Origin of the sequence: Oceaniferula marina, from assembly GCF_013391475.1 — a bacterium.
Taxonomy (GTDB): domain Bacteria; phylum Verrucomicrobiota; class Verrucomicrobiia; order Verrucomicrobiales; family Akkermansiaceae; genus Oceaniferula; species Oceaniferula marina.
On the sequence record NZ_JACBAZ010000005.1, the window covers coordinates 46,212 to 69,882 of the forward strand.

General features: G+C 52.7%; 21 protein-coding genes. 13 read left to right on the top strand and 8 right to left on the bottom strand.

The window, feature by feature from the left end; genetic code table 11:
- Positions 1–15: 15 nt before the first annotated feature.
- Positions 16–1,416: a glycine--tRNA ligase gene (locus tag HW115_RS13485; RefSeq protein WP_178933430.1), complete on the bottom strand. Its 1,401-nt coding sequence runs from the start codon at positions 1,414–1,416 to the stop codon at positions 16–18.
- 347 nt (positions 1,417–1,763) lie between these two features.
- On the opposite strand from HW115_RS13485, the gene xseA reads away from it, so the two are divergent.
- Positions 1,764–3,101 (top strand): exodeoxyribonuclease VII large subunit, encoded by a 1,338-nt coding sequence (gene xseA, locus HW115_RS13490; RefSeq protein WP_319609310.1) that lies wholly within the window; start codon positions 1,764–1,766, stop codon positions 3,099–3,101.
- Positions 3,102–3,107: 6 nt separating this feature from the next.
- Here the strand turns inward: xseA and HW115_RS13495 are convergent, their stop codons facing one another.
- Positions 3,108–4,061: a hypothetical protein gene (locus HW115_RS13495; RefSeq protein WP_178933432.1), complete on the bottom strand. Its 954-nt coding sequence runs from the start codon at positions 4,059–4,061 to the stop codon at positions 3,108–3,110.
- 19 nt (positions 4,062–4,080) lie between these two features.
- Positions 4,081–5,040 carry a VPLPA-CTERM sorting domain-containing protein gene (locus tag HW115_RS13500; protein ID WP_178933433.1) on the bottom strand — a complete coding sequence of 320 codons (960 nt, stop codon included), beginning with the start codon at positions 5,038–5,040 and terminating at the stop codon, positions 4,081–4,083.
- 340 nt (positions 5,041–5,380) lie between these two features.
- Between HW115_RS13500 and HW115_RS13505 the strand changes: the two genes are divergently transcribed.
- From HW115_RS13505 to HW115_RS13520, 4 genes are read left to right on the top strand one after another with little or no spacing between them, the layout of a single operon-like run.
- On the top strand, positions 5,381–5,749 hold the full coding sequence (locus tag HW115_RS13505; RefSeq protein ID WP_178933434.1) for a hypothetical protein: 369 nt from the start codon (positions 5,381–5,383) through the stop codon (positions 5,747–5,749).
- A 41-nt stretch (positions 5,750–5,790) separates the two neighbouring features.
- On the top strand, positions 5,791–6,798 hold the full coding sequence (locus HW115_RS13510) for an ABC transporter ATP-binding protein (protein ID WP_178933435.1): 1,008 nt from the start codon (positions 5,791–5,793) through the stop codon (positions 6,796–6,798).
- 5 nt (positions 6,799–6,803) lie between these two features.
- Positions 6,804–7,811: an ABC transporter permease gene (locus tag HW115_RS13515; RefSeq protein ID WP_178933436.1), complete on the top strand. Its 1,008-nt coding sequence runs from the start codon at positions 6,804–6,806 to the stop codon at positions 7,809–7,811.
- A gap of 8 nt (positions 7,812–7,819) precedes the next feature.
- The gene (locus HW115_RS13520) at positions 7,820–8,467 is read left to right on the top strand and encodes a LysE family translocator (protein ID WP_178933437.1); all 648 of its coding nucleotides are present in this window, start codon (positions 7,820–7,822) and stop codon (positions 8,465–8,467) included.
- Positions 8,468–8,518: 51 nt separating this feature from the next.
- On the opposite strand, the gene leuB is transcribed toward HW115_RS13520, so the two are convergent.
- Positions 8,519–9,628 carry a 3-isopropylmalate dehydrogenase gene (leuB, locus tag HW115_RS13525; RefSeq protein ID WP_178933438.1) on the bottom strand — a complete coding sequence of 370 codons (1,110 nt, stop codon included), beginning with the start codon at positions 9,626–9,628 and terminating at the stop codon, positions 8,519–8,521.
- Between the two features lie 119 nt (positions 9,629–9,747).
- On the opposite strand from leuB, the gene HW115_RS13530 reads away from it, so the two are divergent.
- Positions 9,748–10,767, top strand: a complete 1,020-nt coding sequence (locus tag HW115_RS13530) for a sodium:calcium antiporter (protein WP_319609311.1) — start codon at positions 9,748–9,750, stop codon at positions 10,765–10,767.
- A gap of 123 nt (positions 10,768–10,890) precedes the next feature.
- Positions 10,891–11,601: a YebC/PmpR family DNA-binding transcriptional regulator gene (locus HW115_RS13535; protein WP_178933440.1), complete on the top strand. Its 711-nt coding sequence runs from the start codon at positions 10,891–10,893 to the stop codon at positions 11,599–11,601.
- 69 nt (positions 11,602–11,670) lie between these two features.
- Here HW115_RS13535 and HW115_RS13540 read toward each other — a convergent pair whose 3' ends face one another.
- Both HW115_RS13540 and HW115_RS13545 read right to left on the bottom strand, forming a co-directional pair.
- Complete coding sequence (locus HW115_RS13540; RefSeq protein WP_178933441.1) at positions 11,671–11,946, bottom strand: acylphosphatase; 276 nt, start codon at positions 11,944–11,946, stop codon at positions 11,671–11,673.
- Between the two features lie 32 nt (positions 11,947–11,978).
- A complete protein-coding gene (locus HW115_RS13545) occupies positions 11,979–12,569 on the bottom strand; it encodes a MarC family protein (protein ID WP_178933442.1) in 591 nt (196 codons plus the stop codon).
- A 120-nt stretch (positions 12,570–12,689) separates the two neighbouring features.
- On the opposite strand from HW115_RS13545, the gene menA reads away from it, so the two are divergent.
- The 4 genes from menA (at position 12,690) to HW115_RS13565 (ending at position 17,526) form a co-directional block, all read left to right on the top strand.
- Positions 12,690–13,553 (top strand): 1,4-dihydroxy-2-naphthoate octaprenyltransferase, encoded by an 864-nt coding sequence (menA, locus tag HW115_RS13550; protein WP_178933443.1) that lies wholly within the window; start codon positions 12,690–12,692, stop codon positions 13,551–13,553.
- 7 nt (positions 13,554–13,560) lie between these two features.
- Positions 13,561–14,520: an enolase-like domain-containing protein gene (locus tag HW115_RS13555; protein WP_425498141.1), complete on the top strand. Its 960-nt coding sequence runs from the start codon at positions 13,561–13,563 to the stop codon at positions 14,518–14,520.
- Entirely contained in the window at positions 14,502–15,638 is a 1,137-nt protein-coding gene (locus HW115_RS13560; protein WP_178933445.1) for an AMP-binding protein, read from the top strand. Before HW115_RS13555 ends, HW115_RS13560 begins: the two co-directional genes overlap by 19 nt.
- A 361-nt stretch (positions 15,639–15,999) precedes the next feature.
- Positions 16,000–17,526 (top strand): PhoH family protein, encoded by a 1,527-nt coding sequence (locus HW115_RS13565; RefSeq protein WP_178933446.1) that lies wholly within the window; start codon positions 16,000–16,002, stop codon positions 17,524–17,526.
- A gap of 20 nt (positions 17,527–17,546) precedes the next feature.
- On the opposite strand, the gene HW115_RS13570 is transcribed toward HW115_RS13565, so the two are convergent.
- Complete coding sequence (locus HW115_RS13570) at positions 17,547–18,377, bottom strand: S1 family peptidase (RefSeq protein ID WP_178933447.1); 831 nt, start codon at positions 18,375–18,377, stop codon at positions 17,547–17,549.
- A 114-nt stretch (positions 18,378–18,491) separates the two neighbouring features.
- On the opposite strand from HW115_RS13570, the gene HW115_RS13575 reads away from it, so the two are divergent.
- Together HW115_RS13575 and HW115_RS13580 are read left to right on the top strand one after the other, a co-directional pair.
- Complete coding sequence (locus HW115_RS13575; RefSeq protein ID WP_178933448.1) at positions 18,492–19,790, top strand: Gfo/Idh/MocA family protein; 1,299 nt, start codon at positions 18,492–18,494, stop codon at positions 19,788–19,790.
- 452 nt (positions 19,791–20,242) lie between these two features.
- A complete protein-coding gene (locus HW115_RS13580) occupies positions 20,243–21,718 on the top strand; it encodes a sulfatase family protein (protein ID WP_178933449.1) in 1,476 nt (491 codons plus the stop codon).
- 388 nt (positions 21,719–22,106) lie between these two features.
- Here the strand turns inward: HW115_RS13580 and HW115_RS13585 are convergent, their stop codons facing one another.
- Complete coding sequence (locus tag HW115_RS13585) at positions 22,107–23,618, bottom strand: sulfatase family protein (protein WP_178933450.1); 1,512 nt, start codon at positions 23,616–23,618, stop codon at positions 22,107–22,109.
- Positions 23,619–23,671 lie beyond the last annotated feature (53 nt).

Sequence of the window (23,671 nt, forward strand, 5' to 3'; positions counted from 1 at the left end):
CGTTTATTATAGGACTTAGACCATTCTGGCCAGCAGCCATGGTAGGAGCTCGCTGATGGCGATGCGCTCCTGCTCCATGCTGTCGCGGTGACGCACGGTAACGGTGTCGGATAGGTCTTCGCCGTTCGGTCCTTCCTCGCCGAGGGTTTCGAAGTCGATGGCAATACAGAATGGAGTGCCGACTTCGTCCTGGCGGCGGTAGCGGCGGCCGATGGCTGCGGTTTCATCGTAGAAGATGTTCATATGAGGCTGCAGCAGAGCTTTGACTTCCTTGGCTTTGGCGACGAGTTCCGGCTTGTTTTTGAGCAGTGGTAGGACGGCGGCCTTGATGGGGGCGATGCAGGGTTTGAGTCGCATCACTTTTCGGATATCAGGTTTGCCACCTTCCTTGGTGAGATCTTCTTCGTCGTAGGCTTCACAGATTACAGCGAGCACGGTGCGGTCACAACCAGCGGAGGGTTCAACGACATGAGGGATGAAGCGCTCCTTGGTTTCGGGGTTGAAGTATTCGAGGCTTTTGCCGGAGCATTCCTGGTGTTTGCCGAGATCGTAGTCGGTGCGGTAAGCCACGCCTTCGAGTTCCTGGATTCCGAAGGGGAATTCGTATTCGATGTCGTAGGTTTTTTTCGAGTAGTGGGCGCGTTCTCCGTCCGGCACATCGAGGATATGAAGTTTTTCGCGAGGTACGCCGATTTCCTCGTAGAAGTTGAGGCGTTTCTCGAGCCATTCGTCGGTGAGCTTCATGCCATCATCGGGGTGGCAGAAGTATTCGATTTCCATTTGTTCGAACTCGCGTGAGCGGAAAGTGAAGTTGCGCGGGTTGATTTCGTTGCGGAATGCCTTACCGATCTGAGCGATGCCGAATGGAATTTTCAAGCGTGAGGAGTCGAGCACGTTTTTGTACTGCACAAAAATCGTTTGAGCGGTTTCCGGACGGAGGTAGGCGACGGCGTTAGGGTCGTCATCGTCTGCGGAGGCACCCATCTTGGTTTCGAACATCAGGTTGAACTCTTTGGGTTCGGTGAGTTCACAACGTTTGTCTTCGCCTTTGGGGAGCTGTTTTTTTGCTTCGCAAAGAGGAACCTCTTCGAGTTGATCTGCGCGGTAACGTTTTTTGCAGACTTTGCAGTCACACATGGGGTCGGAAAACCCGCCGACGTGGCCGGAGGCGGTAAGCACCGCCTGGTGGGTGAGGATCGAGCCATCCATACCGACGATGTCGTCTCGTTCTTGGACATTTTTGCGCCACCAGTATTCTTTCAGGTTGCGTTTGAGTTCGGCTCCGAGCGGGCCGTAGTCCCAGCAGCCGTTCAGGCCACCGTAGAGTTCACCAGATTGGAAGATGAACCCCTTGCCTTTGCAAAGGGAGACGATTTTTTCCATTTTCTCGGGGTCGGTATGTGTACGTTCGGCCATAGCGGGAGGGAGACTAGGAATCCATCGTCAGGAGTCAAGCAGCGATTGGGTCGTAGTCTTACAAATCGGGGCATGAAAAGTGAGCGAAGTAAGTAATATCATTCTCCCAGTTAAATTGGCAGAATGGTTTGAGTTTAAGATGATGAATCAGTCAGCAAGCTGAATGGCAAGGGGGCACTGAATCTTATAGATTTTACCGTTGTTGCGCGTCGGTTGCATAGCCCGCTATGCGCCTTCCTTGCGCCTAGTTAAAATCGAAAACCTTCAGTGCCATTCAGCCAATTTAACGGATCAAATGGTATAAGATCAGAGTTGCCAGTGGTGACTTGATTGGGCAGCTTGTCTGTGTGTCTGCAAGTTTAAGCGTAACGCGCCTGGTGCGTCGGATGAAAAACCTCCTCGAGATCGAGATTGGCGAGGTCTGGGTCGAGGGTGAAGTCAGTAACCTCCGCCGCCAAGCAAGCGGGCATTGTTATTTTACCCTCAAGGACGAGGGGGCCCAGGTGTCTTGCGTGTTATTCCGCGGGCATGCGGCTCGGGCCAAGACGCAACCTGAGAATGGGATGCAGGTGAGGGTCTTTGGCGAGGTGTCGGTTTATGAAGCCAGAGGACAGATGCAATTGATTGTCAAGCAGGTGGAGGATGCCGGGTTGGGTGATTTGCAGGCTCGTTTCGAGGCCCTGAAGCGTAAGCTGGATGCGGAGGGTTTATTTGATCCTTCGATCAAGAAGGCATTGCCGGAATTTCCAGTAGCTGTCGGCTTGATTACCTCCCCGACGAGTGCGGCGCTCCAGGATATGCTCAATATTTTGTCGCGCAGGGCTCCATGGGTTCAGCCGGTTCTGTATCCTGTGCAGGTTCAGGGGGCGGGTGCGGAACATGGGATTGCCCGTGCTTTGGAGCAGTGGGGTGAGCCGGAAAAGCATGGCCTGCCGGAGGTCGATGTTCTTATTGTCGGTCGTGGTGGGGGTTCTCTCGAAGATTTGTGGAATTTTAACGAAGAGGTGGTGGCGAGAGCTATTTATGCTTGTCCGGTTCCTGTTGTTTCTGCCGTTGGTCATGAAATTGATTTTTCCATCGCGGACTTTGTTGCGGACATGCGGGCTCCCACGCCGAGTGCGGCTGCCGAGTTGGTGGTTCCGGATGCGGTCGATTTACGTGCGAGGGTAGAACGATTGTCTCAAGGGTTGAAGAGGGTGGTAGATGCTCGGCTTAAGCACGATGAGATGATTGTGCGTTCGGCGAAGAGAGCGCTGATGCCTCGCGATGCCGAGCGGGCATTGCGTGAACCCATAATGGAGCTTGACCGGATGCGGCAGGAGTTGGCCTCTGCCGCGGGATTAGAAATGCAGTCGATGAGCGGAAGGGTCAAGGAGTTGACCTTGCTCCATGCAGCGCATCATCCGGAGAAGGTGATGCAGCGGCGGAGCGAGCGCTTGGATCACGCCAAGGTGCTTTTTGAAATGGCCGGGAAATCAGGTGTGCAGCAGATGGAGCAACGACTTCGTCGTTTGTCATCTCTGGTAAAAACTCTGGGGCCGGATGCGACCTTTGCCCGTGGGTTTTCGATCACGATGGATGCGGAGGGCAATGTGATCCGCAAGGTGGAGGACGTTGAAGCTGGTGATGTGTTGCAAACCCGCCTTGCACAGGGGTCGGTGCTGAGTGAAGTCCAGCGGCGCTGAGTACGATCAGCGCTGGAGCTGAAAGGGGGTGCCCATTTCTCCGAGTGGCGGGCGGATCCACTGGAAATGAAGTAATGAGTGGATGCTGAGTTGTTTTATTCCATTCGCTTGATGCTGGTAATAGAGTCGCAGATTGACGGGCACCCGTGCATCGGGCGGGATCTTGCTCATCAGTGAGGCTCCCTCGGCACCTTTTTCCATGATGGCCAGTCCGGTAAAGGCTCCTTGTTTGTTTTCAATGGTCAGTGCAATATGGGACTTCTCCGTTGTTCCCGGAGGCAGGGGGCCGAGATGGGGGGTGACGTAAGCTCTCATTTGAACCGGCTTTTCTGGTTGGGTCAGAGCAAATTGTTCCCATGATATTTCGCCGTAAGCGTAAGAGGCCTGCCAGTGGATTTTCAATGCGTCTCCTTCTTGTTGGAGAACGGCGTGGGACCTTTGTTTGTTCAGTGACACGTAAGCCAGCATCCAGATTGGTTGGCCATCGTATTGGGCTGCTTCGATCCGGTCGATTTTCCAGAGTGGGGAGTCGAAGTGGTGGCGGGTCTTATAGTAATCGTTTAATGCATCGCGGCACTCGTCCGGGTGCATGACATACTGCAGGCGTTCTTCGGTCGTGGTGCTGTTGAGGAAGCCGGTCATGGTCTGCCGGGCCAAGCTGCTCGCCTTTTCCTGACTCAGCGGGTTGATTTTTTCTTCGGTTGGGGTGAGGATCAGGCTGGGAGGTTCTTTGTTGAGGATCAGGCTGATGCCGTAGAGGATGGTTCCAGCAAACGAGATGGCGACGAGTGTAACGACTGAAAACAGGAGGTAGCGTTTCCAGCGGGCCGACGGCAGAGTCGGAGTTTGTTGGCTCGGATCGTCGAATCCTGGTTCGGCATGCGGTTGTTCGGCCTCTTCGCTTTGTCCCGCGGGGTTGATCAGCCGGAATGCTTTTTCGGATGATAACTTCCCAGCCATGTTTGTGTGTGGGGAGAGGCTAGCGGCGTCTTCTCAAAGAGGCCAGAGCCCCAAATCCAAGAAGGGAAAACAGAGCGGATGCCGGTTCAGGAACCGGGTTGAGCACGACGGTGTAGCCCAAGTCTTCGAATTGGGCGATGGTCATGTTGCTGATAAAGGAGTCAGGGTTTAGCCACCCGGTCATGAGTTCGTCCCTCATGTCCCTTCCCGTTCCGGCTTGAGTGATACCGGTGGGGCCGGCACCACCGTCAACTTCGTTCCAGTGGCCGTTGGCTGTGCCAGAACCTCCCCCTAGTTCGACGGGGATAAAGCTGGCTCCGCCCTGGCCAAACTCGGTTTGCCATTGGGCGAGTGCCGAGGCTCCGGTGTATTCGCCGCTGCCGTTGACGTAGAGTTCCTGATATCCTGCAATGCCGGCACCGGAGCTACTCCAAAGGGTTCCAAGTCCGAGCACGTGGCCCATTTCATGTTCGATGACTTTGTCGAATGTTCCTGCGGCAACGAGGTTGGCCGTGTCCGCTGTGTCAAAGGTCATACTACCAGATGCGGCGTATAGAAAATTTTCTTCCTGCCCGGTTTTTGCTGTTGTGGGGCCTGCAGACCCAAGAACTCCCCCGGGCCCGTCGTTGGGCTCCAAAGTGACGGAGATCGTGACTGCGTTTGCGTCTTTGCCTCGAATGGTGTCTTTATAGCCTATAATTCGTGATTCCCAGGCCGCTTCTGCTGCACTGAAGGCCGCGAGTTCCTCAGGCGTCGGATTGGAGGTCCCGTAATCGATGATGATATTAAAGCCGTTCGTCAGGTTCTGCTGCTGTGCATCCAGTTCGAAGCTTGGATAGTCATTGACGGTCAGATCTCCCGAGGCTTCTAGATGCGTGACGATTTGGCCCTGATCGTTAAAACTCAAAAAGGAATTGGCATGCACATTGCTTGAGGCCGCAATACTTACCAGAGTTAGAGATAAAAGGAGGGAATGCATGTGATGACAGGCACGAGGGTGTATGGAAAAGTTCGAATTGAAAACCTAGTCAAAACAGGATTCGGTTCAAGGCCTTTTTTAGGCGGGGTTGTTTTTATAAATTGCGAGTTAAGGTGATGATTATGAAGGGTTTTCTGTAATATAGGTGGTCGATAAAGATGTATTTTCCACGTGCAATCGGAGCTAGGCGATGGCACCCTTTTCCCGGGAAGGGAATTAAAGCATATTGTCTGCGTGACGCATACATGTCTGTTTTGGTTCACAACACACACACAATATGCATCATCAACGATCGCCGAGGGCGCAGCGTGCCCTGAGGTTTGGCGCTTGCCATTTCCTTATGAATATTCTTATTGCCATGAGCGCGATAGGCGTCTTGGCGTATGGCGCGTATACCTACGACCAAAAATTGGTTTACTGTGGTGTGGGTGTTGGTGCATTGTGGTTGATTTCGGTGAGTTTGTTTATGGTTAAAGGAGGGAGTTTGAAGTGCCCCTTATGCATGAACCCGGTGTGGGCATCGAGAAAATGTCAGAAGCACTCCCGGGTCAAGCCGGCCTTGGGTGTTAGCTACCGCTTGGGGATTGCCACATCGGTCGCGTTCAGAGGGCATTACCGCTGCCCCTATTGTGGGGAGCGTTTTAGCGCCCATAAATCTCATCCGACCAGAAGAGAGCAGAGTTCTGGGCGAATGAAGCGAGCTCGTTAGGCTGCAAGGGTGAGGCAAAACAGCGTGGGTGGCTATGATCCATGCTTGCTCTTTGGATGGCTTGGTGTTGTATCGCTTGCGTGTCTGAGATGGTGATTGATATTCAGGAAACGAAAAAACGTTACCGGGGAGGCGTTGAGGCTTTGCGGGGAGTGTCCCTTCAGGTCCCTAGGGGGTGCATTTTTGGTTTGTTAGGTCCCAATGGTGCAGGCAAGAGCACCTTGGTGAAAATCTTGATGAGTATCGTACGTGCCAGTCAGTGTTCGGGGACGATGCTGGGGCAGAGGATCGGGCATAAGGCGACACTTGGAAAAGTGGGTTACTTGCCGGAGCACGCCCGTTTTCCTGAGTACTTGAAAGGTGGGGAGGTTATTCGATATGTGGCCGGGCTTTGTGGCGTGCCACATGGTCTTGCCAAGCAACGGGCCGAAGGATTGCTGGAGATGGTGGGGATGAAGGAGTGGGGGGAGCGAAAGATGGGAACCTATTCCAAGGGAATGAAACAACGTATTGGTCTGGCCCAAGCACTGGTGAACGATCCGGAGATTGTCTTTTTGGATGAGCCGACCGATGGGGTGGACCCTACTGGCAGGTTGGAAATGCGCAACATGCTTAAATCCATGCGGGACGAGGGAAGGACCGTATTTGTGAACAGCCATTTGTTGGGGGAGCTTGAGATGATTTGTGACCGGGTTGCGATCCTGGACAACGGGCAGATTGTCCGGCACGGGACGATCGAGGAATTGACTGCAAAGAGTTGCCGGTATGAGATTCGTTTTGATGGTCAGCTCTCATTGGACTTGCAGGCAAAGCTAAAATCGGAGGGGGCGCGGATTGATGCGGGAACGATCGAGGTTTATCAGAATGATCCTGCGGCGATGCAACCGGTGATTGATGTTTTGCGTGCTGAGGGGGTGGTGATCATTGAAATGCGGGAAGCCCGTCAATCACTCGAAGAGTTATTTATGGAATCAGTGACCAACACCGGAGCAGGGGCGCAATTGCCGCCAACTATCCCGGCTCAACCAGGAAGGACGATGCCTCAATGAGACAAATGATGACCATACTCTGGGAGTCGTACCGGCTTCTGGTAGCAAAAAAGATGTTTTGGGTGGTTTTGGCCATTTCTGTGTTGATCGCAGGAACCTATGCTTCTGTGGGCTTTGTGCCCGAAGGCATTTCTGTGCTGTTTGGCGCGCATGTTATTGAGAGTGAGCTGTTGAATGCGGATAGTCCAGTGGCGGAATATGTGTATTTGACCGTGTTTACGGATATGTTGGTTCCGTTCTGGTTAGGTTTGTTTGCTTTGGTTCTGGCGTTGATTTCGGTGTCGTCGGTGTTTCCCGATTTTCTGAAAGGCGGGTCTGTGGATGTAGCTGTTTCCAAGCCTGTCAGTCGGGTGACTTTATTTTTGGTTAAATACCTTGGCTGTTTGTTGTTTGTCGCGATCCAAGTGTTGATTTTCTGTGTGATTGTCTTTTTCGCGCATGGCACGAGAATGGGTTCTTGGAACTATGGCATTTTCTGGGCGGTTCCTTTGCTGACTTTTGTCTTTAGTTTGATCTATTGTATTGCGGTGCTGACCGCTGTGTGGACTAGGTCGACGATGTTTTCTTTACTCATGGCTTTGCTTGTTTGGGGGGTGACCTTGGGGGTTCAGTGGGGGGAGAGCATGTTGTATAAATTTACCTATGTCTTGCCCTCGGTCGGGGTTTCGATTGACATGGAAAAGGGAACCTCTGATTTGGCTCCTGAAGCGCATGATCCCGATGATGGAATGGTGCAATTCTATCAGGCGGTTAAAACGATGGGTTGGCCGTTGCCGAAAACGAGGGAGGCGACCTACATGCTGAAAAAGAAGATTACCGTTGATGGTGGAAATTTAACTGAGATGACTCGCTTTTTAGAAGCCGGGGCATCGGAACGCGAAAAACGTGAAGCCCGGGCTCAGGAAGATTATGCCAACCGCCATTCGGATGCCTATGTGATCGGGTCATCGCTTGTCTTTGAAGCCTGTGTATTGGGCTTGGCCTGTTTTCTTTTTGTCAGGAAGGATTATTAAGATGCGAGATGCCTGAGTGGATTCACCAGTGGATGTTTTTTGTGGGGGTGATTGCGCTTGGTCAATTCAGCCCCGGGCCGGATATGGTGCTTTTGACGAGGACGGCCTTGGCCTCCGGAGCAAAAGCCGGCTGGGCAACGGCTTCAGGGATTGCCTGTGGTCTGGGGGTGCATGCCTTGGTGGCCGTGACCGGGGTGGCGATGGTGTTGGAGCGGGGTGGTTGGTTGATGCGCTGCTTGCTGGGTTTGGCCGCCGTCTATTTGATCTATTTGGGAACGTTGCTGATACGCTCTGGAATGAGGTCTTCGGCCTTGGACGTTGATGCGCAACTGAGAGGTCGGACCTTGGAGGGGCATGGCTGGCGTTGTTGGAAACGCGGATTTTTGTGTAATATACTGAATCCGAAAGTGGCGGTGTTTTTAGCGGGGGTAACGGCTCCTTTTTTATCGATTGCACATGCTCCGCATGGTTGGCCGTTGATCTTATGGTTGACGGTTGTCCTCGAAGGTGTGGTTTTGTGGTGCCTGTGGTCGAGCGCTTTGCAGTGGTCTCAAATAAAAATGCGCTACCTGAAGGTAGCGCATTGGTTTGATCTGGCGTTTGGAGTGGTCTTGCTCGTTTTAGCCGGAGCTTTGATTTGGAGTGCGGCAGCTTGATGCCGCTTTGACCTTTGCTTTTTAATACGCCTGGCTTCTGAGCTCGCGCTATCACGAGATCGCCGCGGCAATGGCTTCGGCCATTTCCACCGTGCCGACTTTTTTCTCGCCGTCTTTTCCTGTGAACAGGTCACCTGTGCGCAGGCCGGAGTCAATCGCATGGTTGACGGCAGCTTCGATGGCACTGGCGGCATCGTTCTCTCCGAGTGAGTAGCGCAGCATCATGGCGGCAGAGAGGATCTGGGCAATTGGGTTGGCGATGCCCTGGCCGGCGATGTCAGGAGCGGAGCCGCCCGAGGGTTCATACATGCCGAAGTAGAGGCCGTTGTCATTCTGGCTGCCGAGAGAGGCGCTGGGCAGCATGCCGAGGGAGCCTGAAATCATGGCCATTTCATCGGAAAGAATATCGCCGAAGAGGTTGCCGGTCACCAGAACATCAAATGCGTCGGGTTGTTTGACCAGCTGCATGGCGGCATTGTCGACGTAGAGGTGAGAGAGTTCGACCTCGGGGAAATCTTTGGCGACTTCGATTACGGTTTCGCGCCAGAGGATGGAGTTTTGCAGCACATTGGCCTTGTCCACGGATGTCAGGCGTTTGTCGCGGGTCATGGCGGCGGTAAAGGCAATACGTGCGATGCGCTCGATCTCGCTCTTTTTGTAAACCATGGTGTCGATGGCCGTGATGTCGCCGTCTTCGCCGGTGTGGCGGCCTTTGGGTTGGCCAAAATAGATGCCGCCCGTGAGTTCCCGCACGCAGAGGACATCGAATCCATTAGGGATGAGTTCATTTTTTACCGGAGATGCGTGGGTGAGTGAGGGAAGGCAGACACCGGGGCGAAGGTTGGCAAAAAGCCCGAAGTGGGAACGCAGGGGAAGCAGAGCACCGCGTTCAGGTTGTTCATCCGGGGGAAGGTTTTCCCATTTGGGGCCGCCGACAGAGCCAAACAGAATGGCGTCGGATTGTTCACAGGAATCGATGGTTTCTTGTGGGAGTGGGCAGCCTTTGGCGTCGATGGCGGCTCCGCCTACGAGTTGGACGTCTTTGTCCAGGGTGATGGAAAATGCTTTGCTGGCAGCGTCAAGCACGAGCATGGAGGCGTCCATGACTTCAGGGCCAATGCCGTCGCCGGCGAGAACGGTGATGCGGTGGGTCTTTGACATGCCGCGGAGCATTCAACCGGATCGGAGAACATGCAAGATTAATTACGGTAGGCTTACTGACAAGGATAGCGGGTGATCTTTGCTTTCCTTCACTGGAATGCCTGCCTATGGTGTTGGCCGTGGACGTTGTGATACATTTTCTCTGGTTGATCGGTGGGCTTGCCTTGCTCTACTATGGAGCAGATTGGTTAGTCGACGGGGCGTCGCGCATTGCCTTGAAATTGGGGATTTCCCCTCTGGTGGTGGGATTAACTGTGGTGGCTTTTGGCACCAGCATGCCGGAGCTTCTCGTCTGTTTGAAGGCAAACTCACCGGAATTGTTGGTGAAACCGGCAGAGTGGCTCGGAGTGAAGTTTGTGACGAAGGGAGGAAGTTCGGACATTGCCTTGGGCAATATTGTGGGGTCGAACATTTTTAATGTGGCTTTGATTCTCGGGGTGGCGGCTTTGATTCGTCCGGTGGTGATTCACTCGCAATTGATTCGGCGGGAGATGCCGATTTTGATCCTTTGTTCGGCTGTTTTTCTCATGATGATGGCCGATATGGTGATCCAACAATGGGAAGGGTGGGTGCTGATTGCCGGGATTTTGTTTTATGTGGTGTCGAGTGTGTTGCTGGCGAAGCGGGCGAAAAACACCAAGGAGTTTGAAACCGAGTATGATGAGAGTGATCTGGTAGGCTGGAAGGCCAAAATGTGGTGTAATCTGGCGCTGTGTTTGGTCGGCATCCTGGCCCTGGTTCTGGGAGCTCATTTGCTGGTCGATCACGGGGAGGCTCTGGCAAGGATCTTCGGGGTGCCCGAAGTGATCATTTCACTCACGCTTTTTGCCTTGGGGACCTCACTTCCTGAGTTGGCGACAACCGTGGTGGCATCGCTTAAAAAACAGGGCGACATCATCACAGGCAATGCGATCGGTTCCTGCATTTTTAACCTGATGGCGGTGATGGGTGTGACGGCGGGGGTGGAAAAGCTCGAAGGAAAACATATCGCTTGGCTCGATCTCGGTGTCATGATGGGGGTGACCTTGCTGATCATGCCTTTTATGTGGACCAATATGCGGCTTGGGCGCAGGGAAGGGGCCGTGATGGTGACGATCGCTCTTGTCTATTCGGTGATGGTGGTTATGATGCAGCGCTAATCACTGCTGCAGATGCGGTGGAAAAATAGGGGGCTTAAGGGGAAAATACTTGAGCCTGTGATGGAAGTGATTAGTTTCACCACGGCGCGTGGATGAGCCCGCGCCGATGAACTGAACGATATTATGGGAAGAGCCTTTGAAGCGCGACGTGCCGGAAAAGAAAAACGCTGGGGTGAAATGTCCCGCTTGTACCCCAAATTGGGGAAAATCATTACCATGGCTGCCAAAGCCGGGGGATCTGATCCGAACAGCAATACGGCGCTGAAAACGGCGATTAGTAATGCCAAGGCACAGAACATGCCCAAGGATAACATCGAAAAAGCGATCAAACGGGCCACGGCTTCTGATGCAGCGAATTACGATGAGATCAGTTACGAAGGTAAGGGACCACATGGAGCCCTGCTCTGGGTGGAATGCGCCACGGATAACAGCACCCGCACTGTGGCCAACGTCAAAGCAGTTTTTAATAAGAACGGAGGCCAGGTCGTCAATAGTGGCTCACTCGATTTTATGTTCACCCGCAAGACGGTGATTGAGTTTGAAAACACCGGCGGTGTCGACCTCGAAGAACTTGAGCTCGAGCTCATTGATTTTGGCTTGGAGGAAATGGACGTGCAGGAAGAACGGGTGCTCATTTACGGTGAATTCACCAGTTTTGGGGACCTGGTGAAGGCCTGTGATGATCACGGAATCAGTTCTAAAAAAGCAACCTTGCAACGTGTCGCCAATAACCCGGTTGAGTTCACCGAGGCCCAGATTGAAGAAATCGAAGCACTCATCGATAAGCTGGAAGAAGACGATGACGTCCAGGCGGTGTACACCAACATCGCCTAAGATGGCCCTCCGGTAGGGGATGGCCCCTCGGTAGGGGGCTTTGTCCGCGAGGATGGGTGACCCACCCCTTTAACTGACGATACGGAAGCCGCTGACATTTTCGAGCAGCGGGATTTCTTCGGCGTGCATCTGGCTGATATTGCGGGCCATCGTGCTTTCCTCGGCGAGTTCCTCAAGGAATTCGTCCACTTCCTCTTCTTCGCCCATGACTTGGAGCTCGACTCGTCCGTCACTCAGGTTTTTCACCCATCCGGTGACATCAAAACCCATGGCCAGTTGTTTGACGGAGTAGCGGAACCCGACTCCCTGGACCCGGCCTTCAAAGTATGCGCGTTTGGCGATCATGTTGTGTGAGTGAGAGATAGCTTGTTTCAGCGTTATTGCAGATGTTGGTATTCGGCAACCCCGTCGAGGAACATTTGGATGGCGATCATAACCAAAAGCATGCCCATGAGGCGCTCCAGAGCACGACTGCCTTTGCGGCCAAGAAACCGCATGAATATGGGGGATGCAAGGAGAATTGCCGAAGAGGCAAGCCAGGCGAGGAAGGTTGCGATGGCAATTTCGCTCATGTGTCCCGTATGTTGACTGGCAAGGAGTAGGAGCAGAATGATGGCTGAGGGGCCGGCGACCAGGGGAATGGCAAGGGGTACGATAAAGGGATCTTCATCGGCGTCATTGCCAATCACCGCCTTGGAAGGGAAGATCATACCGAGTGAAATGATGAAAAGGATCACACCGCTGGTGATTTGCAGCGTGGGCGTTTGTAGTCCGAGGAAATTGAGCAGTGGTCGCCCCCAAAAGAGAAAGAGCATAAGAACCAAGAGGGCGATGAGCATTTCACGGATCAAGATCCTCCCCCGGTCTTTTTCGGGGCAGTTCGAAAGAACGGTATGAAAAACCGCCAAATTGCCAAAGGGGTCCAAGACAATGAACAGGGTGACTGCGGTGGTTAGAATGAGATCCATGCCCGTGCCATGACCCAAAACCGGAGGGAAGAAAAGGGTAGATTTTCGGATTCGTCCATTCTTTGAGATGGAGGTGAATTATCTAGACAGAAATGTGGTCTTTTCACAGGCTTCGGGCAGATGAATGCCTACCTGCTTGCCGCCAGACCCAAAACCTTGCCCGCCGCTGTGGTGCCTGTATGGCTTGGCTGTGTGATGACCTATCATTTGACAGGTGGCTGGGACCTGCGCTTGGCGGTATTCACTCTGCTGGGAGCGGTCTGGATTCAGATTGCGACCAATTTCTTTAATGATGCTATCGATGCGGACAAGGGTGCGGATACCGATGCCCGGCTTGGCCCGACGAGGGCGACGGCTTCGGGGCAGTTGTCCCGGCGGTCGGTCTATGCATCTGCGGTGCTCTGTCTGTTGTTTGCCGCCGGCTGTGGCTGGCCATTGATTCAGGAGCGTGGCTGGGTGATGCTGGCGATTGGCATACCCTCGTTTTATCTAGCGTATGGATACACCGGTGGACCTTTACCGCTGGCTTACAAAGGGCTGGGAGAGTTGTTTGTGATTTTGTTTTTTGGATTGCTTGCTGTTTCGGGCACGGTGTTTGTGCAGACCGGAACATGGTATTCTGAGGCTTTGATTCTGGGTGTGGCTGTTGGCTGCTTGTCGGCGGTTTTGATCGCGATCAATAATCTTCGCGACCGGGAGGAAGATCGCAAACACGGCAAGAACACCTTGGCTGTGAAGTGGGGACGCTCCACGTCGTTGAAATTGTTGGCTGCGATGACGGTGGCTCCTTACGCTCTGATCCTAGTGCTCGATTTAACCCCATCACTCTTGGTTGCTTTCATTCCCCCGATGGCACTTGGTCTGTGGATTTTGATGATGGTTTGCCGCACGGCTGCCGGGCCGGTCTATAATAAGTTCCTTGCGCTTGCTGCCGTCCAGCTCCTGCTGTTTGCCGTTGCTTTCCAGATAGCGGCATATTATTGATTGTCGAGTGTCCAACCGGATTGACATTCACCGATACTGCTTGCGTTCTCGGTCGCCCTTGAATGCCCGTAGCCAGAAACAGGACTATGAGGGGGTGTTGTTGCGGGCGTTTGGTGGTTATGCGTGTGTGCACCCATGGCCTGAATTGGGGGATTTACCTTTGGATGCGCAGTTGCAGTCCTTGCGGCAAGGGCAGACGACGGCGTTGTTGCGTTCGGCGCTCAGCTGTGCCAAAGCGGATGGACGGGCTCGCAAGCTCTCCGTAAGTTTGTTTGATGGTTTGGACGTTCCCGTGAGCCATGCTTCGTGTTATTTGGAGCAATCGGCGGTGGAGTCGGCGGTGGCTGCAGGCTTTGACACGGTCAAGGTGAAGATGGGGCGGGACCTTGCGGTCGAACGGCGGATCATGCAGGAGATCTCCGCCGAGTTCCCCTCGTTGCGCTGGCGCATCGACTTGAACCATAGCCAACCATTCTCACAGGTCAGAAGGTGGCTTGCGACATGGGGCCGTGAAGATCTGGCCAGAGTGGATTTTATTGAAGATGCCTGGTGCCCGGATGTGGACCCTTGCCCAGACGGTCGTGGTGTCCAGGTCCCTCTCGCGATTGATCGTGATGTGGAGAATGTCGTCGGGTCGTTTCCCGTCTGGATTCTTAAACCCGCTGTCAATGATATGCCATTGGCGATGAAGGCTGCTGTGGAGAATGCACACGGTCCGAAGGTGGTTGTTACCAGCTACATGGATCACCCACTGGGGCAAAGTTATGCTGCTTGGCAAGCGGCCATGATGGCGAAATCGTACCCCGGAGTGGTTTCGAAGTGCGGCTTGGTGACACATGGTTTGTTTGAACCTGATGAATTTACGGAAATGTTAGGTCGCCCGAAGCCCGGTTTTTCTCCGGCTGACGGAACAGGACTTGGCTTTGATCAACTACTGGAATCACTACCATGGAAACGCCTCGTGTGAATGACCCTTCGTTTTGGGCTGATACCTTGCCCCGGGTTATGGTGAATCCGAGGGACCCGCAGGCTGGGGATGAGGCTCGCCAAATCCGCACATGGGTGAAGGGGCAAGGCGTTTGGGATGGCCACGTATTCTTTGCGACGTCCGGGTCCATGGGTAAGAGCAAATGGGTGGCTCTCTCCAAGCAGGCGATGCTGGCATCGGCGGACGCCGTTAATCAGTTTTTAGGTGTGGATTCATCAGATCGCTGGCTTCAGGCCTTGCCCGATTTTCATGTGGGAGGCATGGGGATATGGGCGCGGGCGCATTTGTCATCTTCGTCGGTTGTTTCACTGGGAGGACGATGGCGGCCCGCAAAGTATGCTGAGATTCTGGCTCAAGAAGGTGTGACCAGATCGTCGCTGGTGCCTACCCAATTGACAGATCTGGTGTATTCTAACATATGTCCGCCATCCTGCCTTCGTTCAGTGTTGATCGGGGGTGGGCGATTGAATGATGAAGTCTATCAGAGGGCAATGGGTCTCGGTTGGCCGGTGATGGAAACCTATGGGATGACAGAAACCGCGTCACAAGTGGCGACGGCCAGAGTGGGAGAAAGAACCTTGCGCGTGTTGCCTCTTTGGCAAGTTCGTGAAAATGAGCATTCCTGTCTTGCTGTTCAAGGGCGTGCTCTGTTGACCGCGTATCTTCGTTGCAATGAGCAGAGTGTTGAATCGCTTGATCCAAAGGTCGATGGTTGGTTTGTGACGAAGGATGTTGCCCGCGTGAACGAGGGTTACCTTGAAGTGCTGGGGAGGAAAGATCGATCTGTTAAATTGTTAGGTGAGTTGGTTGATTTGGATCGGGTCGCTTCCGAGCTTGGCGCTTGTGTGTCTGTTCCGGGGCTTGAAGTTGTTTCGATTGAAGATGTTAGGATGGGTGCTGTGTTGGTGGCGGTGATTGAGCAGAAGGATGGCGAGCATGTGGTGAAAGGGGAGATCGAGAAATACAATAAGCATTGTCACCCTCTGTTACGAGTGGGTCGGGTGGTAAGTGCTGAGGAGATTCCTCGAACTCCGTTAGGTAAGGTGCGTTATGCTGCGCTTTCTGATGTAGTCCAGCGTCTGCTTGATGCAGAATGAATGGTGTTTTTGACCCGTGTTCGGGAGGTTGTTTTTTTGTTAGGTGGTTTGTGTTGATGAAACAGGAAATTATAGCAGAGGTTTTTGATTCACCAAGCTTAATATTTTTTTAGCTGACATGCACAAAATAAGGGTTGCTCTATGCTTCGGCATCCAGTAATAATTAACGTATCTTGAATATTAAATTACATGGCAGAAGAGGGGGGAGTCAGGGGGGTGTCTGTAGTGTGAGGGGGAGAAAGGTGGCGATGGTAATCGGAGGAATGAGGGATGCAGAGGATTTGGCAAAACACTGGTTGAAGCGGGTCGGTGTTATGCTTAGATTGGACCGTTGCCGCTTTGAGCCAGCATATTAAAACCCATGATTCAACCAGCCAACCCTGACCAGACACGTCTTTTTGAGGAATCCAGCAAGAAGGCAGAGCATAAAAACACAAGCGATCGAGTGAAAAAAACGCGTATTCAAGACTTTGGAATTCAAGCCCCGTCGGGATCGGCAAAAAACTTTGTGCTCGATACCAATGTATTGCTTCATGATCCGGGGTGTTTGAATCGTTTTGCGGAGAATCATATTTGTGTGCCGGTGGATGTGCTCGCTGAGTTGGATAAGTTTAAGAGTGAACAGAGCGAGCGAGGGGCGAATGCGCGTCAGGTGCATCGACGGTTGACGGAGATTTTTGCCGGTGGGGATGCCGTGACCCGGGGGGTTGAGACCGAGGGAGGGGGGACCATACGTTTGGTGATTTACGATCCGGCTTTTTGTGAGCAGAACTCTCAGGAGTTGGGGCAATTCTTGCGGGTGTTTCCCGACCGTGAGCGTGTGGATCACAGGATTTTGGCTGCCACGGTTTTATTGATGGAGCACAACACGGCCCCGGTCATTTTGGTAACCAAGGATTTGAATATGCAGCTGAAGGCCCGGGCGGTCGGGATTCGTTGTGAAGATTACTTGAATGACAAGGTGGATCCAATGGAGATCAGCACGTACGACATGCGTTCTGTCGAAGTCGATCCGATGGAGTTGCAGAGGTTTGCCAGTTCGGGAGAACTTGAATTGAAGCATCCGCGGCGCAAGGAGATTGCTTTGAACCAGTATGTGCTGCTTGCTGCGGGTGAGAAACAAACGATGCCGGCCCGTTTGGACGCCAATGGGACTTTTGTCAGGTTGCAAATTCCCGAGGTATTGAGGATCCCGGATGGACATCATCTGAAACCCTTGAATTTGGGACAAAAATGTTTGATTGATGCTTTGTTGAACCCGGACATTTCCCTGGTGACTTGTTACGGTCAGGCGGGGACCGGAAAAACCTTGGTGGCGGTGGCTGCTGGATTACACTCCATGTTTAACCGGCGTTTCAATGGTTTGACGATCAGTCGCCCGGTCGTTTCGATGGGAGACCAATTGGGTTTTCTTCCCGGCTCATTGGACGAAAAAATGAAGCCATGGCTGCAGCCGATTTACGACGCCTTGGATTTGCTGATGCAGCCCAGCTCGGCTCAGGGGCCGAAACGTAAAAAGCAAAAGAAAGACGCCTTGCCTGAGAATGGCAGCAAGCCTTATGACGAATTGATTGAACGTGGCGTGATTGAAATCGAAGCCTTGTGCTATATCCGTGGACGTTCGATCCCGAACCGCTTTTTTGTTCTGGATGAAGCCCAGCAGTTGACTCCGCAGGAAGCCAAAACCGTGGTCACCCGGATGTCCCGTGGATCCAAGTTGGTTTTGGTTGGAGATCCGGAGCAGATTGACAACCCGTACGTGGACAGTCGGAGTAATGGCTTGGTCTTTACCCGCAACCGCTTGAAAGGTCAGCCGTTCACGGCCCATGTTACCTTGTCGAGAGGTGAGCGTAGTCCGCTTGCCGAGGCCGGGGCGCAGTTGATGTAAGTTGCAGGTTTAGCTGCTCACTACGGCTGGTCGACCTGCGAGAGATCGATGAGGTTGGATGGTGTCGCATCAATCCGGTAGGAGAGCGTCTTGCCGGTGGCATCATCGGTGGTTTTGGTGACCGAGTGCTGCACGCCAATGACCTCGCCTTTCTGGTTGAGGATGGGGCCCCCGCTCATTCCTCCAACTGGGGGGAACCCGGCGAGTGGGGCCAAGTACATCGACTTGATATCGCTGACTTTGGCTACGACGTTGAGGGGCTCAAGTCTAGATGTCGGGATGTTCTGTTTTGCATTGCCTTTGTGAAAGGCCTGGATGCGACCGGCTTGATCCACGCCCATGCGTGCTGGATACCCGAGGAATAAGCAGGTTTCGTTGATTGTCGGGGTTTTGATTTGGATGGGGGAGTTGTTTAGCGGGCTCTGAGGGGGGAGTTGCATTTTGAGTAGGGCCCAGTCGGGTTTACCCTGATGGATGAGTTTGGCTGGGAAGACGCGGCCGTCGGTCAAGGTGAGCAGAATCTTGACCTCTTTATTTTTGCCATTGATGTTTTTAGTGAACACGTGGTGGGCGGTGAGTACAAGTCCGTTTTTGAGAATGATGCCGGTGCCGTGGTTGGAGACAAAGCCCTCTTTGGTGAACGTGTGTTGAGCTTCGATGCGGACGATCCATGGCAGGGTTTGAGCTCGGACACCCGACAATTCGGGAGTCCGCAGATTTTGATATGCCAAGCTGCGTGCATGGCCTCGTTCGTAGAGATCCGAGGTGTCAATAAACCAGCGTTCGGAGTCATCTGCCGTCAGCTTGGCGATGTTGAACAGGGCGATGAAGAGAATGAAGAGTCGGAGCATGGATGGGAGTCAAACTAGTGCAGGACTTTCTCCGGACAAGCGCAAATTGGCCACGGAGCCGGAGACAAAAAGAAATGAAAAGATGCTGGCTCCTATGGCGTATTCCTCACCCGTATGAGCGAGAAAATCACAAAACGTAGGACGGTTCTCAAGACCGGTGGAGTATTGGCAGCGGGCGCGGTTCTTCCTCAGGTAGGCCTTGGACAAGGGAAATCCGGTGGCGCCGGTAGTTCTGAAATCAAGGTGGCCTTGATTGGTTGCGGAGGCCGGGGCACTGGCGCTGCGAATCAGACCCTGCATGTGAAAGGCACCAAGTTGGTGGCGATGGCAGATGCTTTTGAAGACCGGCTTGAAAAGGCATATCGTTCATTGAAGGGACATTACAAAGAGCGGGTGGATGTGCCGAAGGCGAGAAAATTTGTCGGATTTGATGCCTACAAGGCGGCTATTGATGCTGCGGATGTGGTCATTTTGACCTCTCCTCCCGGGTTTCGTCCGCGTCATTTTGAATATGCGGTGGAAAAGGGAAAACATGTCTTTATGGAAAAGCCGGTGGCGGTCGATGCCGAGGGCGTTCGCCAGGTGCTTGCCGCTGCAAAAGAGGCCGATAAGAAAAAACTTAAAGTCGTTGCCGGCTTACAGCGCCGCTACCAGGAATCCTATCTTGAAACCTATGCCAAGCTTCAAGAAGGTGCGATTGGTGAGATATTATCCGCGCAATGTTACTGGAATGGCGGAGGCGTTTGGAACAAACCAAGAAAGGAAGGCATGACCGAAATGGAATACCAGATGCGTAACTGGTATTACTTCAACTGGCTGAGTGGAGACCACATTTGTGAGCAGCACATTCACAATATTGATATTGTGAATTGGTTTGTTGGAAAGAATCCAGTCAAGGCGATTGGTGTGGGTGGACGTTCCCAGCGGATTGGTAAGAACTATGGTGAAATTTTTGACCACCATTATGTTGAGTTTACCTACGATGACGGACGGATGATGAATAGCCAGTGTCGTCACTGGCGTGGATGCCCGTCCCGGGTGACCGAAATTGTGATCGGTGAAAAAGGAACGGCCTCTGCCGGACTGATCAAAGATCACAAGGGGAAAATCATCTGGCGTCACCGGAACCGGAATGCGCCGAACCCATACCAGCAGGAACACAACGAGCTTTACCGGCATATCCGTGAGGATAAGCCTCTCAACAATGCTTATTATGCGGCTGAGGCCAGTATGTCGGCTATTTTGGGTCGGATGGTGACTTATTCTGGTCTGGAAATTTCATGGGATAAGGCTCTGAAATCAGGCCGCTCCATTATGCCGAAGGAGATTTCCTGGGATGCTGATCCGGGGCCAAAGGCAGGTAAAGACGGATTGTATCCGTGTCCGATCCCCGGGAAAACCAAGGTGATTTAAACTGGATCTCACATGAGATCATGTGCTTGGCGGTAGGGCTTCGGCCTTACCGCCATTTTAATGGTGTGCACACGGAGCCCCCCTCGCTGCTGGTAGCAGGGCTTTGGCTGTAATGCCTATACGCCGACGTAGCGACCCTCGCTTTTGCAATCAAATGTGGAGAACCAGTATGATATGCCCATTATTCAGTTGATTAGGACAATGCGTCGTTGAAAGCAGCGGTTGGTTCGGACGTAACAAAGATGGACATTGGGTCATCATTTGTGATCGAAATGTTTTCGCTGAACTCCGACAAAGTCCCGCACAGAGGTAAGGAATGTTTTTCGAATAAGAAAGGCGTTTCACCGGGTGCTGATCGTTAACGATGAATCGTATCACTATCGCGTAATTTTATAAGAATGTTTAAGATCGTCTTTTGTAGCTGCTTGGTTTCGCTTCTTTCATTCCCGGTAATGGGAGATGAACGGCCGAATATTTTATTTTGTATCTCGGATGACCAATCATGGCCACATGCCGGAGCCTATGGCAGTCCTGAGGTCAAGACCCCAAACTTTGATACCATCGCAAAGAATGGAGCTTTGTTTCATCACTGTTTTGCTCCGTCTCCCAGTTGTGCTCCGACGAGAGCCAGCATACTCACAGGACGGAACATCTGGCAAAATCAGGAAGCCGGCGTTCATGGAAGCCTTTTCCCTGCCAAGTTTCCAGTGTTCACCCATTTGCTGGAAGCGGGAGGTTATGAGGTCGCATATACGGGTAAAGGTTGGGGGCCGGGGAGATGGAATGCCGGAGGTAAGAATGTGGCAAGGAAGCGCAATCCCATTGGAAAACGTCTGACGGGGAAACCGGGCCATTATGCCAAAGCGTTTAAGAAATTCATGAGCCAGCATAATCGGGATCAACCCTTCTTTTTCTGGTTTGGTTCAACGGATCCCCACCGGCCATACTCGAATGAGGCCGTTGATAAGGGATTGCAAGACCGTGAGTTCAAAATGCCTGGATTCTTACCTGATGGCCTTCCTATTCGTAAAGATCTGGCTGGTTATTCGTATGAGATTGAGCGATTTGACCGTGAGTTAGGTGAGTTTATTCAAATTCTCAAGGATGCCGGAGAGTATGAAAACACGCTTATTATCGTGACGTCTGATAACGGGATGCCATTTCCTCGGGCAAAAATGCATTGTTACGAATTGGGGACGCATGTGCCATTTGCTGTTCAGTGGCCGAAACAGATGCCCGGCAACCGGACAATCAACGATTTAATCAGTTTGGTCGATTTGGCTCCTACCTTTCTGGATGTTGCGCAATTGCGACGTCCGAGCGGCCTGACAGGAAGCAGCATGTTGAAGATTCTCATGTCTGATCAAGAAGGACAAGTCGACGCATCCCGAGTCTATGTGCTCACAGGGAAGGAAAGGCATGATCCTGCTCGCCAGTATAACGAATGCTATCCTATCAGGACGATTAGAACGCATCAGTATTTATACCTGCGCAATTTTAAGCCTGACCGCTGGCCCTCCGGTGATCCTCCAAGCTGTTTAGATCTGAGTTGGAGTGATCATCTTACCAGGCAGTATTTTGATACGTTGCCCGAAAACGAGGGTTTGAAGCCATACTATGACCGTGCCGTCAATAAGCGTCCGTTAGAAGAAGTCTATGACATTCGTAAAGACCCGTATTGTTTACATAATCTGGCTGGGCTTCCTGAGTATAAAGAGGTTTGCGAAAGCCTTTGGGCAAAATTACAAGAAAAACTCAAAGAGCAAAAGGACCCCAGAGTCATGGGGAAGGGGGATTGTTTCGAGACGGTTCCATGTTTCATACCAAACAAGGGGAGTTTTTCCCCTCCTAGAGTGAGAGATAGGTTTGATCATTCGCAGGATAAGCCATGGACTTATACCACTCCGCAAAACAGACGAGACGATTGATCGTTGTTGAGGTATGTGGAAAAGCACTGCGTGATCCATGAGCGTTCCGGATGAATGACTCCTTTGGCTTTGTTTCTCCTTAGTCATGGTGCCCGCACCATTCCTTCGTCGCGCCGTACCAAAGAACTCATTCATCTCGGCTATCGTCCCGTCTGTTTTACTACTTGGTATTATCAATTAAAGGAGAAGGGGGTAGCTCAATAGCTGAGGGATGTTTTTTAAAGGTATGCCTCGCATCCTCAAATGAGGTGTGTCTTTGGCTTGATTCCAGCGTTTTGTCTCGGTCATGCAGCTCACTACATTCCATCGTCAAGCCTTGAAGCCAAGGCTAAATGAACACCGCCGTTCCGACAATCGAGCCACTCAAATGGTATCGGTTCCGTGATTTTTATTTCTGAAGCGAATGACGGCTTTCCTTTGATTTTTTGATGTTGTCGAGCAGGATCAGCATTTCTTTGATCACCTCGGGGTGTTTGACTGCAACATTGTTCGTCTCTCCGATGTCACGGCCTAGATGATAGAGTTCGTGTTTGCCGTTGTTTTTTGGATGTAATTTCCAGAGTCCCTTGCGAATGACCAAATTGCCGTGGCCTCGGTTGTGTTGCAGGACCAGATGGTTGCGGCCACTACCTTTACCGAGAATAGCAGGAAGAACGTTGAAGGAATCCGGACCGGCATGGTCAGGCAGACGGGTGCCTGCGACCGTGGCAAGGGTCGCTTGCATGTCGACGAGGCAGACCACTTCCTTGGATTCGCTGCCGGCCTTAATGGCCTTGGGCCAGCGTGCAATGAAGGGGACACGGGTTCCTCCTTCGTAGGGGTCGGCTTTTCCCGCTTTGAGTGGTGCGTTGGCTTTGTGCTGGCTGGCCCATTGTTCTTCATGGTCGTAGTGATAGGCGTAGCGGCTTACAGGCCAGCCGGCGCCGTTGTCGCTGGAGAAGATGACCAGCGTGTCCTCGCTGAGGTTCAGGCGGTCGAGCGTTGCCATGATTTGGCCGACTTGCCAGTCGAGTTCCTGAATGGTATCTCCTCGGGCTCCGGCTTGGCTGCTGCTCTTGAATCGTTTGCTTGGGACGCAGGGTTCGTGTGCGGTGTGGCTCGCGACATAGAGAAAGAACGGATTGTCTTTGTTTTGTTCAATAAATGAGATCGCTTTGTTTGTGAATGTTTCGGTGAGGTCGGCGTCTTTCCAGCGTGCCTTTTGGTTGCCGGACATGTAGCCGATCCGACTGACTCCGTGGACGATGGTTCCCTCGTGGTGGTCGGGGTGGCGCCGGACTTTGAGGTCGAGCAGTTCGGGGTTTTCCCGGCCGGTGGGTTCATCGCCCACTTTTTTACGGTAGTTCACCAGAATGGGGTCCTTGGGGTCTTCACCGACGATATGGTGGTCTTCGATGTAAATGGTGGGAACCCGGTCATTGGTGGCGGGGAAAATAAAACAATGGTCGAAGCCTATTTCCAGTGGGCCGGGTTTGATTTCGCCACGGTATCGGGTTTTTCCGACGCCGAGTCCAAGGTGCCATTTGCCTACGACCGCGGTGGTGTAGCCGGCATTTTTCATCAAGGCCGGCAGCGTGACCGTGCCGGGTTTGATGCAGAGAGCCGCGTCCCCGGGAAGGATGCCGGTGCCGCGTTGTCGCCATGCGTATTTGCCGGTGAGCATGGCAAATCGAGTCGGAGTGCAGGTTGCGGCGGAGGCGTAACCATCGGTCATGCGGACTCCTTCTCCGGCCAGTTTGTCGAGGTGAGGTGTTTTGACTTTGCTTGCTCCGTAACACCCGAGGTCACCGTATCCGACGTCATCAGCGAGGATGAGGATGATATTGGGCTTTTCGGTTTTGGATGTCTGGGCAAAGAGCAAACCAGGAAGGAGAACTAGGGAGAGAAGCGCGGTTTTCATGGAGTCAGAGTGAGTGATGCGTTGGATGTGTTTATGTGAGTGGTTTTCCGTGG

Coding starts and splice junctions, on each gene's coding strand:
- HW115_RS13485 (WP_178933430.1), bottom strand. CDS start 1,416: ATGGCCGAACGTACACATACCGACCCCGAGAAAATGGAAAAAATCGTC.
- HW115_RS13495 (WP_178933432.1), bottom strand. CDS start 4,061: ATGGCTGGGAAGTTATCATCCGAAAAAGCATTCCGGCTGATCAACCCC.
- HW115_RS13500 (WP_178933433.1), bottom strand. CDS start 5,040: ATGCATTCCCTCCTTTTATCTCTAACTCTGGTAAGTATTGCGGCCTCA.
- HW115_RS13505 (WP_178933434.1), top strand. CDS start 5,381: ATGAATATTCTTATTGCCATGAGCGCGATAGGCGTCTTGGCGTATGGC.
- HW115_RS13510 (WP_178933435.1), top strand. CDS start 5,791: ATGCTTGCTCTTTGGATGGCTTGGTGTTGTATCGCTTGCGTGTCTGAG.
- HW115_RS13515 (WP_178933436.1), top strand. CDS start 6,804: ATGATGACCATACTCTGGGAGTCGTACCGGCTTCTGGTAGCAAAAAAG.
- HW115_RS13520 (WP_178933437.1), top strand. CDS start 7,820: ATGCCTGAGTGGATTCACCAGTGGATGTTTTTTGTGGGGGTGATTGCG.
- leuB (WP_178933438.1), bottom strand. CDS start 9,628: ATGTCAAAGACCCACCGCATCACCGTTCTCGCCGGCGACGGCATTGGC.
- HW115_RS13535 (WP_178933440.1), top strand. CDS start 10,891: ATGGGAAGAGCCTTTGAAGCGCGACGTGCCGGAAAAGAAAAACGCTGG.
- HW115_RS13540 (WP_178933441.1), bottom strand. CDS start 11,946: ATGATCGCCAAACGCGCATACTTTGAAGGCCGGGTCCAGGGAGTCGGG.
- HW115_RS13545 (WP_178933442.1), bottom strand. CDS start 12,569: ATGGATCTCATTCTAACCACCGCAGTCACCCTGTTCATTGTCTTGGAC.
- menA (WP_178933443.1), top strand. CDS start 12,690: ATGAATGCCTACCTGCTTGCCGCCAGACCCAAAACCTTGCCCGCCGCT.
- HW115_RS13560 (WP_178933445.1), top strand. CDS start 14,502: ATGGAAACGCCTCGTGTGAATGACCCTTCGTTTTGGGCTGATACCTTG.
- HW115_RS13565 (WP_178933446.1), top strand. CDS start 16,000: ATGATTCAACCAGCCAACCCTGACCAGACACGTCTTTTTGAGGAATCC.
- HW115_RS13570 (WP_178933447.1), bottom strand. CDS start 18,377: ATGCTCCGACTCTTCATTCTCTTCATCGCCCTGTTCAACATCGCCAAG.
- HW115_RS13575 (WP_178933448.1), top strand. CDS start 18,492: ATGAGCGAGAAAATCACAAAACGTAGGACGGTTCTCAAGACCGGTGGA.
- HW115_RS13580 (WP_178933449.1), top strand. CDS start 20,243: ATGGGAGATGAACGGCCGAATATTTTATTTTGTATCTCGGATGACCAA.
- HW115_RS13585 (WP_178933450.1), bottom strand. CDS start 23,618: ATGAAAACCGCGCTTCTCTCCCTAGTTCTCCTTCCTGGTTTGCTCTTT.